This window comes from Paenibacillus aceti (assembly GCF_003614185.1).
GTDB lineage: Bacteria > Bacillota > Bacilli > Paenibacillales > Paenibacillaceae > Fontibacillus > Fontibacillus aceti.
The window spans coordinates 4664277-4681064 of record NZ_KZ987724.1; the positions used below are offsets into that span (position 1 = coordinate 4664277).

Annotated in this window: 13 protein-coding genes; 10 read left to right on the forward strand and 3 right to left on the reverse strand. The window is 49.5% G+C overall.

Annotation, left to right across the window (positions count from 1 at the left end; all coding sequences use genetic code 11):
• Window positions 1-400 precede the first annotated feature (400 nt).
• On the reverse strand, window positions 401-2719 hold the full coding sequence (locus BFJ94_RS20970) for a helix-turn-helix transcriptional regulator (RefSeq protein WP_162944358.1): 2319 nt from the start codon (window positions 2717-2719) through the stop codon (window positions 401-403).
• A gap of 212 nt (window positions 2720-2931) precedes the next feature.
• Between BFJ94_RS20970 and BFJ94_RS20975 the strand changes: the two genes are divergently transcribed.
• From BFJ94_RS20975 to pgmB, 9 genes are all read left to right on the forward strand, one after another.
• Window positions 2932-3432, forward strand: coding sequence for an RNA polymerase sigma factor (locus tag BFJ94_RS20975; RefSeq protein ID WP_162944359.1), 501 nt, complete (start codon window positions 2932-2934; stop codon window positions 3430-3432).
• Between the two features lie 3 nt (window positions 3433-3435).
• Complete coding sequence (locus tag BFJ94_RS20980; protein WP_120464379.1) at window positions 3436-5343, forward strand: TolB family protein; 1908 nt, start codon at window positions 3436-3438, stop codon at window positions 5341-5343.
• Between the two features lie 127 nt (window positions 5344-5470).
• Entirely contained in the window at window positions 5471-7240 is a 1770-nt protein-coding gene (locus BFJ94_RS20985) for a sensor histidine kinase (protein ID WP_120464380.1), read from the forward strand.
• Window positions 7212-8768, forward strand: a complete 1557-nt coding sequence (locus BFJ94_RS20990) for a response regulator (RefSeq protein WP_120464381.1) — start codon at window positions 7212-7214, stop codon at window positions 8766-8768. The genes BFJ94_RS20985 and BFJ94_RS20990 overlap by 29 nt, the downstream gene beginning before the upstream one ends.
• Window positions 8769-8982: 214 nt before the next feature.
• Window positions 8983-10254 carry a sugar ABC transporter substrate-binding protein gene (locus tag BFJ94_RS20995; RefSeq protein WP_120464382.1) on the forward strand — a complete coding sequence of 424 codons (1272 nt, stop codon included), beginning with the start codon at window positions 8983-8985 and terminating at the stop codon, window positions 10252-10254.
• 114 nt (window positions 10255-10368) lie between these two features.
• Complete coding sequence (locus BFJ94_RS21000) at window positions 10369-11241, forward strand: carbohydrate ABC transporter permease (protein ID WP_120464383.1); 873 nt, start codon at window positions 10369-10371, stop codon at window positions 11239-11241.
• On the forward strand, window positions 11241-12077 hold the full coding sequence (locus tag BFJ94_RS21005) for a carbohydrate ABC transporter permease (protein ID WP_120464384.1): 837 nt from the start codon (window positions 11241-11243) through the stop codon (window positions 12075-12077). The genes BFJ94_RS21000 and BFJ94_RS21005 overlap by 1 nt, the downstream gene beginning before the upstream one ends.
• Window positions 12078-12119: 42 nt before the next feature.
• A complete protein-coding gene (locus BFJ94_RS21010) occupies window positions 12120-12905 on the forward strand; it encodes a ChbG/HpnK family deacetylase (protein WP_120464385.1) in 786 nt (261 codons plus the stop codon).
• A gap of 20 nt (window positions 12906-12925) precedes the next feature.
• Window positions 12926-13609, forward strand: a complete 684-nt coding sequence (gene pgmB, locus BFJ94_RS21015) for a beta-phosphoglucomutase (RefSeq protein ID WP_120465345.1) — start codon at window positions 12926-12928, stop codon at window positions 13607-13609.
• Here pgmB and BFJ94_RS21020 read toward each other — a convergent pair.
• Entirely contained in the window at window positions 13606-14247 is a 642-nt protein-coding gene (locus tag BFJ94_RS21020; protein WP_120464386.1) for an HD domain-containing protein, read from the reverse strand. The genes pgmB and BFJ94_RS21020 overlap by 4 nt on opposite strands.
• A gap of 459 nt (window positions 14248-14706) precedes the next feature.
• On the opposite strand from BFJ94_RS21020, the gene BFJ94_RS21025 reads away from it, so the two are divergent.
• Window positions 14707-15573 (forward strand): EamA family transporter, encoded by an 867-nt coding sequence (locus tag BFJ94_RS21025; RefSeq protein WP_120464387.1) that lies wholly within the window; start codon window positions 14707-14709, stop codon window positions 15571-15573.
• Between the two features lie 14 nt (window positions 15574-15587).
• Here BFJ94_RS21025 and BFJ94_RS21030 read toward each other — a convergent pair whose 3' ends face one another.
• On the reverse strand, window positions 15588-16715 hold the full coding sequence (locus BFJ94_RS21030; RefSeq protein WP_120464388.1) for a Gfo/Idh/MocA family protein: 1128 nt from the start codon (window positions 16713-16715) through the stop codon (window positions 15588-15590).
• Between the last annotated feature and the right edge of the window lie 73 nt (window positions 16716-16788).

The following is a 16788-nucleotide window of genomic DNA, read 5'->3' on the forward strand; positions in this document are numbered from 1 at the left end:
ATATCTGCAGTTATTACCGTCGCTATCTGAAAGTGCCATTACTTATCTGAAAATCCCATTAACTGTGTACTATGAACAACCGTATGCCAGCCAGTCGATAGCCAGTCCATTTCATCACATCCTTACAGCTCTAATTGCACATAGTACAGCTAAATTTGCGGAAATCCTTCCAACCTAACTTTAGTTGCACAACGTACACTTAAAATAACCGGTTCCCATCATTCTACCCGGAATGGTTATTTTAAGTGTACAAAATACATTTATATACGGCGCCGCCCAGTAATCCGGAGAATTAAGTGTACTTTTTGCAATTAGAGGTTGCGACTAATGGTGGTGCGGACTGGTGCGGACTACCAATGATGCTGCTACTTCAGAGTTCCGACTTTCCTACCCAACCTAGCTAACCCTGAAAATCCTTCCTCCCATCCTTATACTCCAGTCGATAATCCCCCGGCGTTAGCCCCTCGTACTTCTTGAACAGACGGGTAATCCCGACCTCGCTGGCATAGCCCAATTGCAGGGCGATCTCCCGTACGGACAGATCGGTCGTGACGAGCAGTTCCTTGGCTCGGCCCAGCATATGCTTGGCGATGTAATCCTTCACATTCTCATGCTTATACTTCTTGAACACATTAGAGATATACTGAGGCGTGACCTCGAATTCCTGTGATAGGCGGTTCAGATCGAGCCAGTGTTCTCCCGCGTTCTCATCGATATATTCGGCAATCCGCTGGACCAGCTTCTCCGTCTTGCTGATGACCCGATGGTCTGACAGTTCAGCGATCTTGTCGGTCATGTCCAGGAAGCGCCGCTTGGCCCCATCGAGTGAAGAATTGCCGATCAACTGTTCAATGATCCGCTCATCGGTCACAGGCTCATCCCCTCTAGCAACTAGAGAGAAATTCATAACTTTCAGCAGAGTGGAGGCGATCTCGTAGAGTAGCAGCCTGGCGGCCCCGACCCCGATCCGCTTCGACATATTAATCTCGAAGACCGTATTCAGGAACTCCTTCGCTTCCACATACTGCCCCCTCTTCAACAGTTCCATCAGCTGATGCTCCGTCTCCATCGAATAATAATAGTCGAAATGCAGATGACCCAGATCGCCGAAGCAGACCGTTTCATACATATCCCGCAGCTTGCTGTATTCCAGCGCCTTCTTGGCTTCGTCATAACAATTCTGCAGGTTGACCAGCCGTGAATGAGGAGTGCTGATGCCCAGATTCAGATTCAACCGATAATGCTTGGCAGCAAACTGGATCAGCGCATCTGCCTGCCGCTTGGCCAGAGCGACCGCCTCACTAGCTTCCAGACCCTCGCGCAGATTAAGCAGGTAGATCGATTGACTGCGGCCCGCATCAAGGAAGTAACAAATGAAGTATTCACTCATCAGCTCGCAGCCGACATTTTCCGCCACCACGCGCGTAAGCGACAGACTCTTTTCCGATAAATTCGCATGATCCATGAAGAACGAACTGTCCATATCGATCTCCAGCGCACCGATTAGGAACGTATCACTGGTGAAATCGATGCCGATCGAGGCGAGCTGCTGCGCGGCTTCATCATAATTGGTCATCATGCCCCGGATCAGGTTTAGCAGATAATCGCGCCGCACGATCGGAATTTGCTTCTCGATTACTTCAATCAGCTCTTTGCCATTTTTAATTTGGTCGAGCAGCGTATTCTTGATGTTCTCGTATTCATTCCGGCCCTCCCCTGGCGCTTGAGCATGCGATTGGATCAGATCATTGATCTCCTTCAGCGGCTTGTAGCTGCGTCTGGCCAGGAAGCGGACGATGAGCAGCCCCCCGATCAGATAGATGAGGAAGATCGCGATAAAATTCATTAAATACTTCGTATTCTCCTTGAAGTACAAGCTCTTCGGGGTGGAAGAGACATACTTCCAGCCATTCTTCTCCGATACGACCCGATTGATAATTTCCTCAGGCGTGCTGCTACCGTTGACCATCTCATCGATCTTCTGGATATCGATCTCCGGCGCATTGTCCGAGCTGATGATCAGACGATTGCTTTTGTCCAGGATATAGACATCCGAATTCGTGACCTGATGTATCTGATTAACTAGCGAGAACATATTCTGGGCATCGATCAGGAAGATCACTTGCCCTAACGGCTCAGAGCTGGTCGTCATCGGGAACGACTGGATATAAGGCAGCACCTCAATTGTATTACTCTCATATTGATTCATCGTCTGGATTGGCATATATTCCTGGAAGTGGTTGCCGTGCAAATATTCCTTGGCGAAGTCGTCATACTCCAGATCCTTGAACTCATACATCAGATGGAAGAACCTCTGGGCATCCATTTGAATATTCGGTGTGATGATCTCATCCACCCTATTGATATAGACGAAATAGTCGAATAACAGCTCACGCGGCTTTCTTTTGCTAGCCATATCCTTCATCAGCTCGCTGTAGCTGTTCGTAGCACCTTTGGCGGCGAGCTCCAGCTTATTATTGAACACAATTTCATGGCTCAGCTCGCTAATATAGAGTAGATCGTCCTCAATTCCCGTCTTAAGCTGATTTAGCAGAGTGACGGTGGACAGTTCGGTCTGCTTCGTAATCCGCTGGTTAATCTCGGCATAGTAGACGAACGCACTGGAGAGCGTAAGAACCAGAATAGAGATGTAAGACAAGACGAAGATGATATAGACACTATTCTTCTTTTTGAGTCTTGACTTGAAGGACTGGAACAATGGCTCACTTCCTAATGTTAAAATAATGAAAACTGAACGATATAAATTTAGCCTACCACGCTTTAAAAGCGTTTTCAAAGCATTTGAATCATGCATTTTGGCCACTTCTGCTGGGGCGCCAATGCTAGGACGTAAAGATATTTCTGACTGAGTGACACAAATAGGAGGGGCCCATCGTTACTCCCCATGAAGAGGAGAAAGGAAGTGAGAGCGTGGACGCATTTTTGAAGATATATGATGGCTATTTCGATGATCTGTATCGGTATGTGCTGTTTCGGGTCGGCAATCGCTGGGATGCGGACGATCTGGTCAGCGACATTTTTCGCAAGGCGCTGGAATATAGCTGCAAGAATGGGGGGACGATCCCGGAATATGATAAGGCTTGGTTATTCGCCATTGCGCATAACCGGATTATCGACCATTATCGCCGCAAGAAGGAAGCCGCCTATGGTATCGATCCTGAGCGGAGCGGCTACGATCATATTAGAGAGATGTTCCAGGAGGCGTCGGTGCAGAACGAATGCCTGGAGGAAGCGCTGCTCCAGCTGAAGCAAGAGGAGCGGGAGATGGTGCAGCTGAAGTATATGGTCGGCTTCGCCTATCAGGAGATGAGCCGGATGCTGGACAAGACGGAGGGCTGGTTGCGTACGCGTATGCATCGGATTCGGAAAAGACTTGCGGTCGACATCGATCGCTGCCTGGAGGAGGGATAAATCATGTCTGAACAGAATCCGAAGTGGGCCGATGATTTGAAGAAGGTTCATGAACAGCTGCGAGTTGACGAGCATTTCAAGGCGGAGCTAAGGCGTACCCTCATCGAGGAAGGACAGGAGCATTCGAGTACGAAGACCGAGCCATCTCAGCAAGGCAAACAACGGCGGTGGCATAAATACAAATCATGGACTTGGGGTGCGGCGGCGGTGGTTATCGCTACAATAGTGCTGCTCTGGAACCTTCTTCCCGGTCAGAATTTACCGCGCGTGAACGCCGCGGATTTGCAGCTTAAGCTGCAGTTCAATACCTTGCAGCAGCTTGGGCAGGAGACGAGCGTAGCTGTGGCGATGGATCAGGACACGACCTATTATGCTGTGCCGAAGCAAGGGATCTATCGTCAGCGTGGACTGGCCTATGAACAGATTGTATCGGGGGATGTGTCGGAGCTAGCGCTCTCCCCGGATGGGAAGCAGCTGGCTTATGTGGACGAGCGTAAGCTTCAGATTTGGGCTGCAGATACGGAGCAGACGAAGCTGGTATTGGAAGCCCCGGTACCACTAAGTGGCTTGGCCTGGTCGCAGGATGGGACGCGGCTCGCCTATGTCCGCCAAGGCCAAGATCCAGCTGTAGATACGATCTGGGAGATGCAACTCCAATCCGGCGAGCAGCGGAATTTAACTAAAGGTAGCTCTCCCTCCTACTTACTCAACGAAGAGAAGCTGCTCTATGCCAAGCAGGAGCAGATTTACACACTCGATCTGAAATCCGGCACCGAGCAGCTATGGGGCGATGGATATTCACCAGTGATCTCCCCGGATGGCAAGTATGTGCTCTACGTACGGAAGGATGGCGACGACCTGGAGCTGGAGGATGCCTGGGTATCGGATCTGGATCGACGGACGGAGCAGAGGATTACGCACAATCGTCCGATGGACGCTTGGAAGGATGGTCAGCCACAGGAAACAGGGCAGCAGCCTTCATACGCATTGACAGGTCTCGCCTGGAATACCGACGGCCAGAGTATCGCGATGTATCAGGTCACTGAGACGAATACTATATGGCGGCAGCTTGTCCGGTATACGCTGACAGAGCAAGAGGCCGGTCCAGAAGAGGTAGTAGCGCAGGCGATCGAGGCGCTTATCTATCGCGACGAACGGCATGCCCATGAGTTTTTCAACTATGATCCCGGGTATTTGAAGGGAACCTCTCCGCGTCAGGTTGGCTATACTATTGTTAATACAGCAGTGGAAGCGGACGGTCAGACGGTGGTTACTGCAAAAATTGATTATTCGCATTATGATCCGTATTATCGGGTGGACACTTATCGTTTCACACTCTCACAGGGAAGTGAGGGATATTTGATCGACAATATGGAGGAGATCGACAGCATCCGTATTACGGACTGGAGTGGTGAAATGGTTACGACGACGGGGGATGATCAACGGGATCAATTGATATTCCGCTCCGATCAAGTCCCGACGGATCGTGGCTGGACGAATGTCGGATTCGGAAATATCGTCTACCGTGAATCAGACAGCGGACGTAAGATCTGGTTCCTGGTCAAGCAGCAGCAGGACGACCGCCATCGGATGCGCCTGATGCGATACGATTGGGATCAAGGAACGTTCCAAGCGTTGGGCATCCTTGACGGGATGACGAGGTCATCAATGATGATCATCGATGAATCGGAGCAGTGGGCAGCGATCGACGCGGCATTAGGCGAAGGCCAGAACGATATTGCGGTACTGCCGCTGAAGGCAGCCGATTCCATTCCAGTGTATCTGTCCACCAAGTTGCGGGGACCGACGCCCTATCAGACGATAGATACCCGCTTATGGAAGGTCAAGAGTCTCAGCTTCTATGTAGAATGGAATGACCGTGATGTGTTTTTTGAATATAGGCCGGAATAGCCAGAGATAAATATATAGATCCATCAGACAATTGGTTGAAAATTCCCATAGGAGATTCTTCCGTTACGGGGGGATCTTTTTTGTTTTAGAATAGAGTTAACTTAAATGGCTATAGGAGAGGATTAGGATGTTTCTGATGAAGCGGAGCTTGTTTGCCAAAATACTGCTGAGCATGCTCATAACGACGGCGGTCCCTCTGTTGATCTCCAATTATTTGTCCTACCAGATTATCGGGCGCTCGGTGAAGGAGCAGCTGGTACAGCTGAACCAGAGCTCCATGGCGATCAAGATGTCCAGTATCACGAAATATATTCATGATATATCCATGCTCTCCTATACGTATTACGGTGATCCGGAGCTGATGCGGCTCTTGACCAAAGAGGAGGTGCAGACGCCGGTTGAATCCGTATACATGAAGCAGAAAATAGCACGGAACTATGCGGGCTTCTCTGAGATCAGGTCGATTATCTACAAAAGCGCTTTAACCAACAAGCAGATCACCGTGAAATCCGAGCTGAACGAGCGTATTCCGATGCCTGATTTCAACGATCATTTGCCGGGGGCAAAGTATGATGAATTAGATCAGGAATATTCGGTCGTGGAATTTAACGGGGAGAGAAGGCTGCGCATCAATAAGGCATTTATCAATGCTTCCAACCGTGAGCTGCTGGGCATGACGACGATGACGGTAAGAGACACGATTCTGAAGCAATTGGCTAATCCGCTCGGGATGGAAGAGGAGAATGAGACGTATATTTTCCTACAGGATAATCTGCAGCTGCTGTACTCAACCCCTGGGGTAGAGGGGGAGGAGGGATGGATTGAACGGTTAAGAGAGGAATCAGGGTCTTCCAAGGGAATGATTAATGATTCCAGGGGAATTTATATCTATTTCCGGGATGCCGACTCTAATATTCCCGTTACACTGGTCAGGTTCATCCCGCAATCGGTGATCGACCAGGCCGGGAAGCAGGCCTTGAACGAATCCTTCACGATCCAGCTGATTGTCACGGTATTCGTGACGATTATGGCCGGTCTGATCTCGTATTTTATATTGTTCAGGGTGAAGCGGATTCTCAAGCATATCAAGAATATCCAGATGGGGAACTTCGATATCCAAATGGAATCCCGAGGCTCGGATGAACTGGCGGTGCTGGAGGACCGGTTCCAGGAGATGGTGAGGCAGCTCGATATATTGTGGAATCAGCAGTACCGTTATCAGCTGGAGGTCTCGACCGCCCGGCTGAAGATGTTGCAGGCGCAGATTAACCCGCATTTCCTGTTCAATACGCTGCAGTCGATCGGTTCGCTGGCGATCAAGAAGAATGCACCGGAGGTCAGTGATAAGATCGCAGAGCTTGGAGCGATGTTCCGCTATAGTATGGATATCGATACCGAGGAGGTTCGGCTCCAGGATGAGCTGGATCATCTGAATCATTATATCTCGTTGCAGATGGGGCGGTATCAGGAACGGATCCAGTTCACACAGAGCTGTGCCGAAGAGGCATTGGATCTCCATATTCCGAAAATGATCCTGCAGCCGCTAGTCGAGAACAGTATCATCCATGGAATTGAGAAGGGGGAGGGAATTGGTGAGATTAGAGTTGAGATTGAAGCGGCGGAGAAGCTGTTAATTCGGATTATCGATAACGGACGTGGCTTCAGTCCGGAGACGATCCAGGAGATTCATAATCAGTATTCGGAGCAGTCCATTCAACATGATTCGCGGACGAGAATCGGTCTGATTAATGTATTCAAGCGTCTTCAATTATATTGCGGAGCGGGCTTCGCATGGAGAATCGAGAGCGAGCCATTCATTAGAACTACAATAACCTTGGAACTTCCATACCATCAGGAGAAGGAGCAGAATGTCGATGAAAGTCTTGATCGTGGATGATGAGCAGCATGTCCGGGAAAGTGTTGAATTATCTATTCAGTGGGACCAGTACAATATTACTCAAATATATACTGCCGAGGATGGGGCGGAAGCGCTAGAGGTTGTCCGGCGTGAAGTGCCGGAATTAATTATATGCGATATGAGCATGCCGCGCATGGATGGCATCGCCTTCCTGGAGGTGCTGCGGGAAGAGGGCTGGGACTCGAAAGTCATCGTCCTAAGCGGCTATCAGGAGTTCCGGTATACCCGGGCTACCTTGCTTGCGAATGGCTTCGATTATTTGCTGAAGCCGTTCAAGATCGATGATCTGAACAAGACGATATCCCGAGCGGTCGAATCGATTCTGGAGAGCAAGCAGAATGAGAGTGAGGAATTAAGACGGAGTTATCAGGTTCATGAGGCTAACACGCTGTTGAATGAGCAGAGAATGGCGACTTATCTGCAGGGTGAGACTGCCAATCATGAAGGGGTTCGGCAATTGCTAGCTGAGGCCGGGTTTCCGCTGGAGGATTTCTATGTCCTGCTCTTTTTGCCGCGGAACGGCACGGCGATCGTTGACCGGTATTTCATGGGGGATGAGGCCTTATTTCTGTTCTCGGTCAGGAATATTCTAAGAGAGGTGCTGCGTCCGCTGACGCAGTATTATTTCTTCCGCATGGAATCCTTCTTCTGCGTTTTCACGGCGGGAGATATTTCGGTGGCGGAGATGGAGCACTATCGTCGGAAGCTGGAGGAATCCTGGCAAGCTACAATTCGGATTGAGACCTTCTCTGGCTTCCCGAAGATGAAGTATAGCTACACCCAGATTCTGACCGGAGTGAAGGCTGCGAAGACCGAGATACTGAAGTTGAATATTCTCGATGGACAGCCGATAGTGCCGCTGGAGCCACAGACGATTCCGAGCCTGATGGATAAGGAATTGCTGTTGCTGGAAGCGCTGAAGAAGCAGGATAAGGGCTATTTGGAGGAGCTGATCCATTCCTTTGTCCAGGAATTGAAGGATCAGGGCTATTTATCATTAAAAGGATTGCAGCATTACACGATCGAGGTCAATCTGTTAATTATGCGTATTTCTCGTCAGCTTGAGCTGGAGCAGCATATCGATCCGTTATCACTTTGGATTAGTGATCTGGATGAATGGGAGAAGGCGCTGACGCATATTTTCTGGCTCATGATTGAATCGGCGGGGGAGAATTTGGCCTCCTTAAGGAGTATACATGCGATCCGGCATTATATTGATTCCCATATTAATGAAGATATCAGTCTGACCTCACTGGCCGATAAATTTTATTTCAGTCCGCAATATATTTCTAAGAAGTTTAAGGAAACCTATGATACGACGATTATGAATTACCTCACCCAGCTACGGATGGAGCGGGCCAAGTCCCTGCTTGGCCATTCCGATATCAGCATCGTTGAGATATCCCGGATTGTGGGCTACGAGGACGATAATTATTTCGGCAAAGTATTCAGGAAGCATGTCGGCGAGTCCCCCTCGCAGTATCGCAAGAAGCAGCAGGATCGTTAGTCCACCCCGGATTGATTCATATTTTACCTATACAGGCGAAGAGTTTCCCTGTTTGAGAGCAATCTTGGCGCCATATAATTGAATTAACAGCAGAGAGGACATAATGGTTTGAAAACGCTGTCAGATTTCAAGCCAGGTTTCAAGCTAAAGTTTCCGTCCAACTGCTAAGATACTTAGCATCGATGGTTTCAAAAAATCTAACGGGGGCGAAATCATGAAGAAGACAAAAAAGGCATTTGGGTTCCTGGCGACGATGGTATTGATCGCATCTCTCGTAGCCTGCGGCGGCAAGACGGATAATAATTCTGCTAATTCGGGAGCGGATGGCTCGAACACAGCAGCCGGAACGGAGAAGCAGGCGAAGATCTCTCTTTTTCAGAGTAAGGTAGAGATCGCTGGAGCATTGGAGGAGCTGGCTAATAAATATAAAGAAGAAACGGGAAATGAGATTGATGTTTGGGGCTCTGCCGGTGATTCTTATATCACTCAGCTGCAAGCGAAGATGGCTGCTAATGAAGGGCCGACAATCTTCAGTATTGCGAATGGCGCGGAAGCAGAGAAGTTCAAATCTTACTACTATGACATGAGTAACGAAGACTACGTGAAGAACATTGCACCGAACATGGCTCTGGAAGTAGACGGTAAAGTTGTCGGCGTGCCGACAGGTGTTGAGGGCTTCGGTCTTGTTTATAACAAGAGTCTTGTGGATCCGAAGGATGTAACCGATCTGGCTTCCTTCACGAAGTTCATGGACAGCATGAAGGGGCAAGGAATCAACGGCTTGAGCCTGTCTCAAGAAGCGTACTTCCTGATCGGGCATATTCTGAATACGCCATTTGCTGTTCAGGCTGATCCGATTGATTATATCGATAAGCTGAACAAAGGCGAAGTGAAGATGGCTGATACGAAGGAATTCCAGGAGTTTGCGAAGTTCATGGAAGTAATCCGTCAGGATTCTGTAAATCCGATGGAAGTAACTTATGATACGCAAATGGGTGACTTTGCAACCGGGAAAACAGCTATGGTGCACCAAGGTAACTGGAGCTATGGAATGTTGGCTGATTATGATGATCTGGATATCGGCATGATGCCGCTTCCGATCGCTGGCAATAATAAGCTGTCCGTCGATATTCCGGGGGGCTGGGTCATCAACAATGGAGCGAAGCCTGAGGAGATCAAGGCAGCTAACGCTTTCCTGAACTGGTTGTATAACAGTGAGACAGGTAAGAACACGATCATCAATGAATTCAAATTTATCCCGGCGATGACGAATATCGAAGCCGATGGTTTGGACCCGTTGTCCCAGGCTGTATTCGAAGCAACGAAGAATGGCGACACGATTCCTTGGGCGAATAATTACTTCCCTGAAGGGATCATTGTCAATGATCTGACACCTGCCACGGCTGAGTTCTTCCTTGATGCGGGCATGACTGGCGAACAATATTTGAAGAATCTTGACGAAGCATGGGCAAGAGCTGCTAAATAAATCAATTTGAATGTTGCGGAGTAAATACAAAAGCCTAGCCTAGTTTCTAGTGTTAGGCTTTTGTGTCTCCTGCTCCCGCTTCAAATGAGACTGAACTAGAGAGGGCGTGTGGAAATGAAAAGAAAAGACAGGCTTTGGTTCGGGTTATTTACAATGCCCTTGTTCCTTATTTTTACGACCGTTGTAATTATTCCGTTTATAATAGGGATCGCTTATTCCTTCATAAGCTGGGATGGCATTCCGGCTAACCCTAAAGTATTCGTCGGCCTGGACAACTATGTAACGATCTTCCATGATCAGCGGTTCTTCACTTCCGCTGGAAATACAATCAAATTTACATTATTAGCGCTTATCAGCGTGAATCTACTCGGCTTGACCTTCTCGCTGCTGGTGACGAGCGGACTGCGGACCAGCAAGCTGGCGCGGACCTTGTTCTTTATGCCGAATCTGATCGGTGGCTTGATCCTCGGCTACATCTGGAAATTTATCTTCACGGATGCTTTCAAATTTCTAGGCGGCCAGACTGGATTGGATGGAATCTTCTTCAACTGGCTGATCAATCCTAACTTTGCTCTGTACGCGCTAGTGATCGTATTCACCTGGCAGATGGCCGGTTACACCATGATCATCTACATCGCGGGTCTTCAGGGGATTCCGGATGAGCTGCTGGAGGCGGCTAAGGTCGATGGGGCGAGTCTGTGGCATCGGTTAACCAAGATTACGTTCCCGCTGCTAATGCCTTCCTTCACGATCTGTTTCTTCATGACATTATCCGGTGCGTTCAAGATTTATGACGTTAACCTGAGCTTGACGAACGGCGGACCGGTGCATTCGACGGAAATGTTCGCGATGAACATCTTCAATGAAATCTTCGGCTATGGCCATTATGGAATCGGTCAGGCCAAGGCGATTCTGTTCTTCCTGATCGTCGCTCTGGTAACGCTGACTCAGGTAGTCATCACGAAGAAGAAAGAGGTGCAGATGTAATGAGACGAACAAGCAAAGCGATCGCTTCCATCTTGTTGGCCCTTCTTGCCCTTATCTTCCTGTCGCCGATTTATATTATGTTGGTGAACTCCTTCAAGACGCGGGCGGAATTGTATAACAATGCGCTGGCCCTGCCGGAGAGCTTCAGTCTGCAATATTTCGAATCCGCGATGAAGAAGATGAATTTCTTGACCGTCTTGGGTAACTCCACCTTTGTGACGGTTCTCACGGTCATCTTCGTGGTCATTCTGTCTTCCATGACAGCATGGATGCTGGTCAGAACCGACAATAAGCTGAGTAAATTGATGTTCATGGCCTTCATCTCGACGATGCTGATTCCTTTCCAGACACTGATGATGCCGCTGATGCAAGTCATGGACTGGATTCGTACGAATCTCCATATTCCAATGCTGAATACTCATGGCGGTCTGATCTTCATGAACGTCGGCTTCCACGCCAGTATCGCAGTGTTCCTGTATCACGGGTTCATCAAGTCGATTCCGATCGCGCTGGAAGAGGCAGCGACGCTGGACGGCTGTAGTAAATTCGGTGTCTTCTGGAGAATCGTATTCCCGATGCTGAAGACAATTACGATTACCGTTGCGATCCTGGATGTCATTAGTACGTGGAATGACTACTTGCTTCCATCGTTGACTCTGTCGGATAAAGGGCTGCGCACGATCCAGCTGTCGACCTTCTACTTCTTCGGTGAATTTACGATCGTATGGAATCAGGCGATGGCCGGACTGACCCTGACCATTATCCCGGTTGTCATCTTCTACGCCGTTGCTCAGAAATATATCATCAAAGGGATTGCTGAAGGCGCTGTGAAATGATGCTTCGATGAAGTCCTGTGATAAGTTCTGGAGGGATGAACCATGCATAGAGGAACACAGGTCATTACGAGAGCGGATGATTGCGGGAGCAATCATTCTGCGAATTTGGGAATTCTGAGAGCGCTTGAGGGCGGGGTGCTTCGCAATGTGTCCGTGATGGCGACCTGCCTGGCGGTCCAGGAAGCGGCTGGGATGTTCGCGGAGAGAGAGGATATTTGCTTCGGGCTGCATTTCGTACTGAATGCTGAGTGGGATCAAGTGAAATGGGGACCGGTCGCGGACCCGGCTACGGTTCCTTCGCTGATCGGAGCAGACGGCTTCTTCCGCCAGCACCCCCGGGAGTTCATGGAGCATCCGCCACAGCTGGCAGAGGTGATGCTGGAGCTGGAGGCCCAGTTCAATAGATTGACTGAGCTGGGATTTCGAATTAGCTATGTGGATACCCATATGATGTCCGATTGGGTCATTCCGGGTTTGGAGGATGAGCTTCGTGCCTGGTGCAATGCGAGAGGGTTAGTCTATTGGGGAGATTATCTGTTCCCGGATCTGACCTTGGGGGATGGCGACAATAGTGGGGATCTTGTAGCGGAGCATATCGAGCAGATGGAAGCTTTCGATCCTGGATTCTACTTACTGGTGACCCATCCGGCAGTAGATTCTGAAGAAATGCGTGCGCTCGGCAATGCCTTCGAATCGGGACTGCAAATCGCCGATAATCGGGAGCAGGACAGCCTGTTCTGGGCTAATCCCCGATTGGCTGACGAATACAAGCGCGTCGGCGTTCAGCCCATAAGGTATGATGAGGCGGGAAGACTTAGCAGACGTTGATGGAAGGAGCTTATAAAAATATGACGACAACAGGTTTACCGATACAGGCGTTCATTTTTGATCTGGACGGTGTCATTACAGATACAGCGGAGCATCATTATTTGGCTTGGAAGGCGATTGCGGATGAGCTGCATATCCCTTTTACCAGACAATTTAATGAGAATCTGAAGGGAGTATCGCGGATGGATTCGCTTCGGCTGCTGCTGAGTCAGGCGGAGACACCGGTGGATTATACAGCGGAGCAGCTAGAGGAGCTGGCGCAATGGAAGAATCGCATCTATCAAGAGCTGATTGAGCAGATCATTCCTGCGGATATTCTGCCGGGCATCCCGGAGCTGCTTGCGGAATTGAAACGGCAAGGGATGAGAACGGCGATCGCATCGGCGAGCAAGAATGCCTTTACGGTGATCGGACGCTTGAAGCTGATGGATGCCTTTGATGTAATCGTGGATGCAGCTGAAATAAAAAATACCAAGCCGGATCCAGAAGTGTTCCTTAAGGCTGCTGAGCTGCTGCAGGTTGAGCCGGGCTGCTCTATAGGTGTTGAGGATGCGGTGGCAGGAGTACAGGCGATCAAAGCGGCTGGAATGTTCGCTGTCGCTATCGGGGCGAAGGAGGCTTTTTCACATGCGGATCTTGTCCTCGGCAGCACTTCAGAGTTGACCTGGTCTACCGTGTCCGAGGCCTGGAGCGCCAGAAATTAGGGGCAGACGGCGGAGGCCAGCGCTTCATTCGTGATCTGTTCGATGTCCACGGGAGATTGCGATCCCTCTTGCACCAGATCAGGCAGGATTTGATTCAGGAAATAATCAACGCAGTGCAGCTTGATCTGTTTGATCTTAATGAGCGCGCTGCGGTACATCGTAATGAATTCTTTCTCTGTATTTCCTCGCTGCAGCTCTGCGAAGGCTTCATAGATTTGATCCAGCTTGTCGGCAACCTCAAGGATTTGCCCTTCCACGGAATCATCTTTGCCTTCGCGCAGTTGTCTGCGGAAGATCGGCTGGAACTCCTCCGGGATATGCTCGTCGATGAAATGAGCGACCATCCCTTCCTCTACCTGCTGCAGCATAGCGCGCAGCTCCAAGGAATAATGCTTCACGGGTGTCTTGATATCCCCGATGAAGATCTCTCCGTAATCATGACTACTCGTAATTTCGTACAGCTTCTTCCAATCGATGGCGACCCCCTTGCTCTCCTCGATATCGGCCAGGGTCTTGGCGTACTGCACGACCTTCCAGGAATGCGCCGACACGCTATGCTCCTCAAATTTGAATCTGCCCGGGCAGCGGATGATCCGCTCCAGGTCCGTTAATGATTGGAAATACGTATGGATTCCCATAGTTTCTGCATCCCTTTCTTCATAAAGTGGATATGTGATGTTGGTGCTGTACGTTCAGTATATCTTCGGTTTGTTAATGGACTATTAAGTTGAACAAGGGAATTGTTGCATGTGTTGCAAATGTTGTATATCTTGTGTATCTTGTGTATCTCGGCTAATGCCTCGTTTAGGGAGAACCCCACTTTTTAACGAACCTGTGTATCGCTATTTACGCCCAAAAGGGTGATTTTAAAACTTAACGAAACTAGGTATCGCTATTTCGGCGAAAAAGGGGCTAATGGTCGGATTTCGCTAAAATAACGATACAGAGTTTCATTAGATTCGAAATAGCGCCAATTTCGCAGAGATAGCGATATGGAGTTTCGTTAGGAACTCTCGCCTAGAGTTGGTGACAGATGGAACATTATTTGATACAGTGACCCTGTGTAACAGACATATCTTCATAGGGAAGTGGTATATATGTGGCTTTTGTACGCCTTTGGATCGGCCTTGTTCGCGGGGATGACCTCTATTTTGGCCAAAATCGGCATTAAGAACACGGACTCAAATCTGGCCACGGCACTGCGGACGATCATTGTGCTGCTGTTCTCCTGGCTCATGGTGTTCGTGGTTGGCTCACAGCATACGATTACTTCGATCTCTGGCCGTACGCTGCTGTTCCTGATTCTATCCGGCGCGGCTACCGGCGCATCTTGGCTATGCTATTTCAGGGCCTTGCAGCTCGGTACGGTGAACCAGGTTACTCCGATTGACAAGAGCAGCACGATCCTGACGATTCTGCTGGCGTTCATGTTTCTGGGGGAAGTACCTACGGCATTTATGGGGATCGGGATCGTCCTGCTCGCATTAGGGACATATTTAATGATTGAGAAGAAGCAGGCGTCCGCAGGGTCAGGAACAGCAACGCGAAGAGCCTGGCTGATCTATGCGCTGCTGTCGGCCATCTTTGCCGCCCTGACCTCGATACTGGGCAAGGTGGGCATTCAGGATATCGAATCCAATCTGGGGACTGCAATTCGTACGGTCGTCGTCCTGATCATTGCCTGGGGGATCGTATTCTTCCAGAAGAAGCAGGCTCTAATGAAGCAGATCGACAGGAAGAGCTGGCTGTTCATCGGTCTGTCTGGCTTGGCGACAGGCTTATCCTGGCTATGCTATTATCGTGCGCTGCAGGAGGGCAAGGCGAGTCTCGTGGTGCCGATCGATAAACTGAGCATCGTCGTTACGATTATTTTCTCGTACATATTCCTCAAGGAAAGGCTGTCGCTCCGCTCCTTCATCGGCCTACTGCTCGTGATAGGTGGGACGTTGCTATTGCTGTTCTAGGGCGCTATTCCTCCTCAACCCATAGTTGCTGTGATGGGGATTCGCACGCCTGTCCTCGCTGATTCCTCTATGGCTGCAATCAATTGGTGTAAATAAGCAGCATAATGAAAGTCCGGTGTCTTCGGACTGTCCACATTCGACAGAATCTCTGAGGCGAAGGACTGATGGGCCCGCAGGACGTTTGTGAGCGGAAACTCCTTCCGATCCTCCATCACTACCTTGAAGTCGTCCGGCTGACTCGTAGCTATCGACTGACTTGAGTCATATTTCACTAAGGAGAGGCTCAGCCCGCCGTATTGGGGATGACCGATGGAGCGATTCTGAACTAACTGGATCACGCCTCGCTCACCCTGGATTTCCAGCCTGAATTGCGGATAAGCGCCGCCTTGCAGATGGATCGAGATCGGAATATGGAGATTGATTTTTCCTTGGATTAAATATTGATCCTCTATATTCTTATGAATGCTGCATTCCTGATCGGTGATCCGGGCTTCGGTATAGTGCGTATGGTGACTGGCCTGAACTTCGGTAAATGACCCGAGCAGGTAGCTCACCAAATCCAGGGCGTGTCCGCCATTGATCGTCAGTAATGTTGCTCCATTACCCCGTTCAAGGATATAGCTGCTGCCTGAGTCTACCCAATTGCCCTTGGCCTGTGTCGAGGACTTCAGATTAACGGACAGAATCCTGCCGATCTCCTGCTGATCGATCATTTCCTTGACCCGTTTTACCTCATCGGCCTGGCGGGACTGTAAGCCGATGGCATGCCTGACCGGTGAGCGGCGGATCTGTGCCATAATCTCATCGACCTCGCTCTTAGTGACGGCCAGAGGCCATTCACAATATATATGCTTGTTGGCCCGGATGGCGTCCATCACGATATCCCGGTGGTAAGGGGCCTTCACACTGACAATGGCCATATCAACATGGCTCGATTCCAGCATTTTAGTATAGTCGTCATAAGCTGCGACATGTCCTAGTTGCTTCGCCGCTTCTTGAGCAGAGGCCATGTTGGTCGTCGCGATAGCTGTGATCTCATGAAGCCCGCTTTGCAGCAGGGCGGGAATATGGGTTGAGCTGGCCCACCGATTGCGGATAGAGCCTCCGATAATGCCCACTTTTATTTTTTGCACATGATGCATAGCTTTGAACCTCCCTGTCTTCTTTATGAAGTAGTATAATCTTGCTCTGGTATTAAAAATAATGTATATATTT

What these genes read in the sequence shown, in the direction of transcription:
- pgmB (WP_120465345.1), top strand. Translation starts at nt 12,926, where the DNA reads ATGACGACAACAGGTTTACCGATACAGGCGTTCATTTTTGATCTGGAC.
- BFJ94_RS20995 (WP_120464382.1), top strand. Translation starts at nt 8,983, where the DNA reads ATGAAGAAGACAAAAAAGGCATTTGGGTTCCTGGCGACGATGGTATTG.
- BFJ94_RS20985 (WP_120464380.1), top strand. Translation starts at nt 5,471, where the DNA reads ATGTTTCTGATGAAGCGGAGCTTGTTTGCCAAAATACTGCTGAGCATG.
- BFJ94_RS20980 (WP_120464379.1), top strand. Translation starts at nt 3,436, where the DNA reads ATGTCTGAACAGAATCCGAAGTGGGCCGATGATTTGAAGAAGGTTCAT.
- BFJ94_RS21010 (WP_120464385.1), top strand. Translation starts at nt 12,120, where the DNA reads ATGCATAGAGGAACACAGGTCATTACGAGAGCGGATGATTGCGGGAGC.
- BFJ94_RS21030 (WP_120464388.1), bottom strand. Translation starts at nt 16,715, where the DNA reads ATGCATCATGTGCAAAAAATAAAAGTGGGCATTATCGGAGGCTCTATC.
- BFJ94_RS20990 (WP_120464381.1), top strand. Translation starts at nt 7,212, where the DNA reads ATGTCGATGAAAGTCTTGATCGTGGATGATGAGCAGCATGTCCGGGAA.
- BFJ94_RS21005 (WP_120464384.1), top strand. Translation starts at nt 11,241, where the DNA reads ATGAGACGAACAAGCAAAGCGATCGCTTCCATCTTGTTGGCCCTTCTT.
- BFJ94_RS21025 (WP_120464387.1), top strand. Translation starts at nt 14,707, where the DNA reads ATGTGGCTTTTGTACGCCTTTGGATCGGCCTTGTTCGCGGGGATGACC.
- BFJ94_RS21020 (WP_120464386.1), bottom strand. Translation starts at nt 14,247, where the DNA reads ATGGGAATCCATACGTATTTCCAATCATTAACGGACCTGGAGCGGATC.
- BFJ94_RS21000 (WP_120464383.1), top strand. Translation starts at nt 10,369, where the DNA reads ATGAAAAGAAAAGACAGGCTTTGGTTCGGGTTATTTACAATGCCCTTG.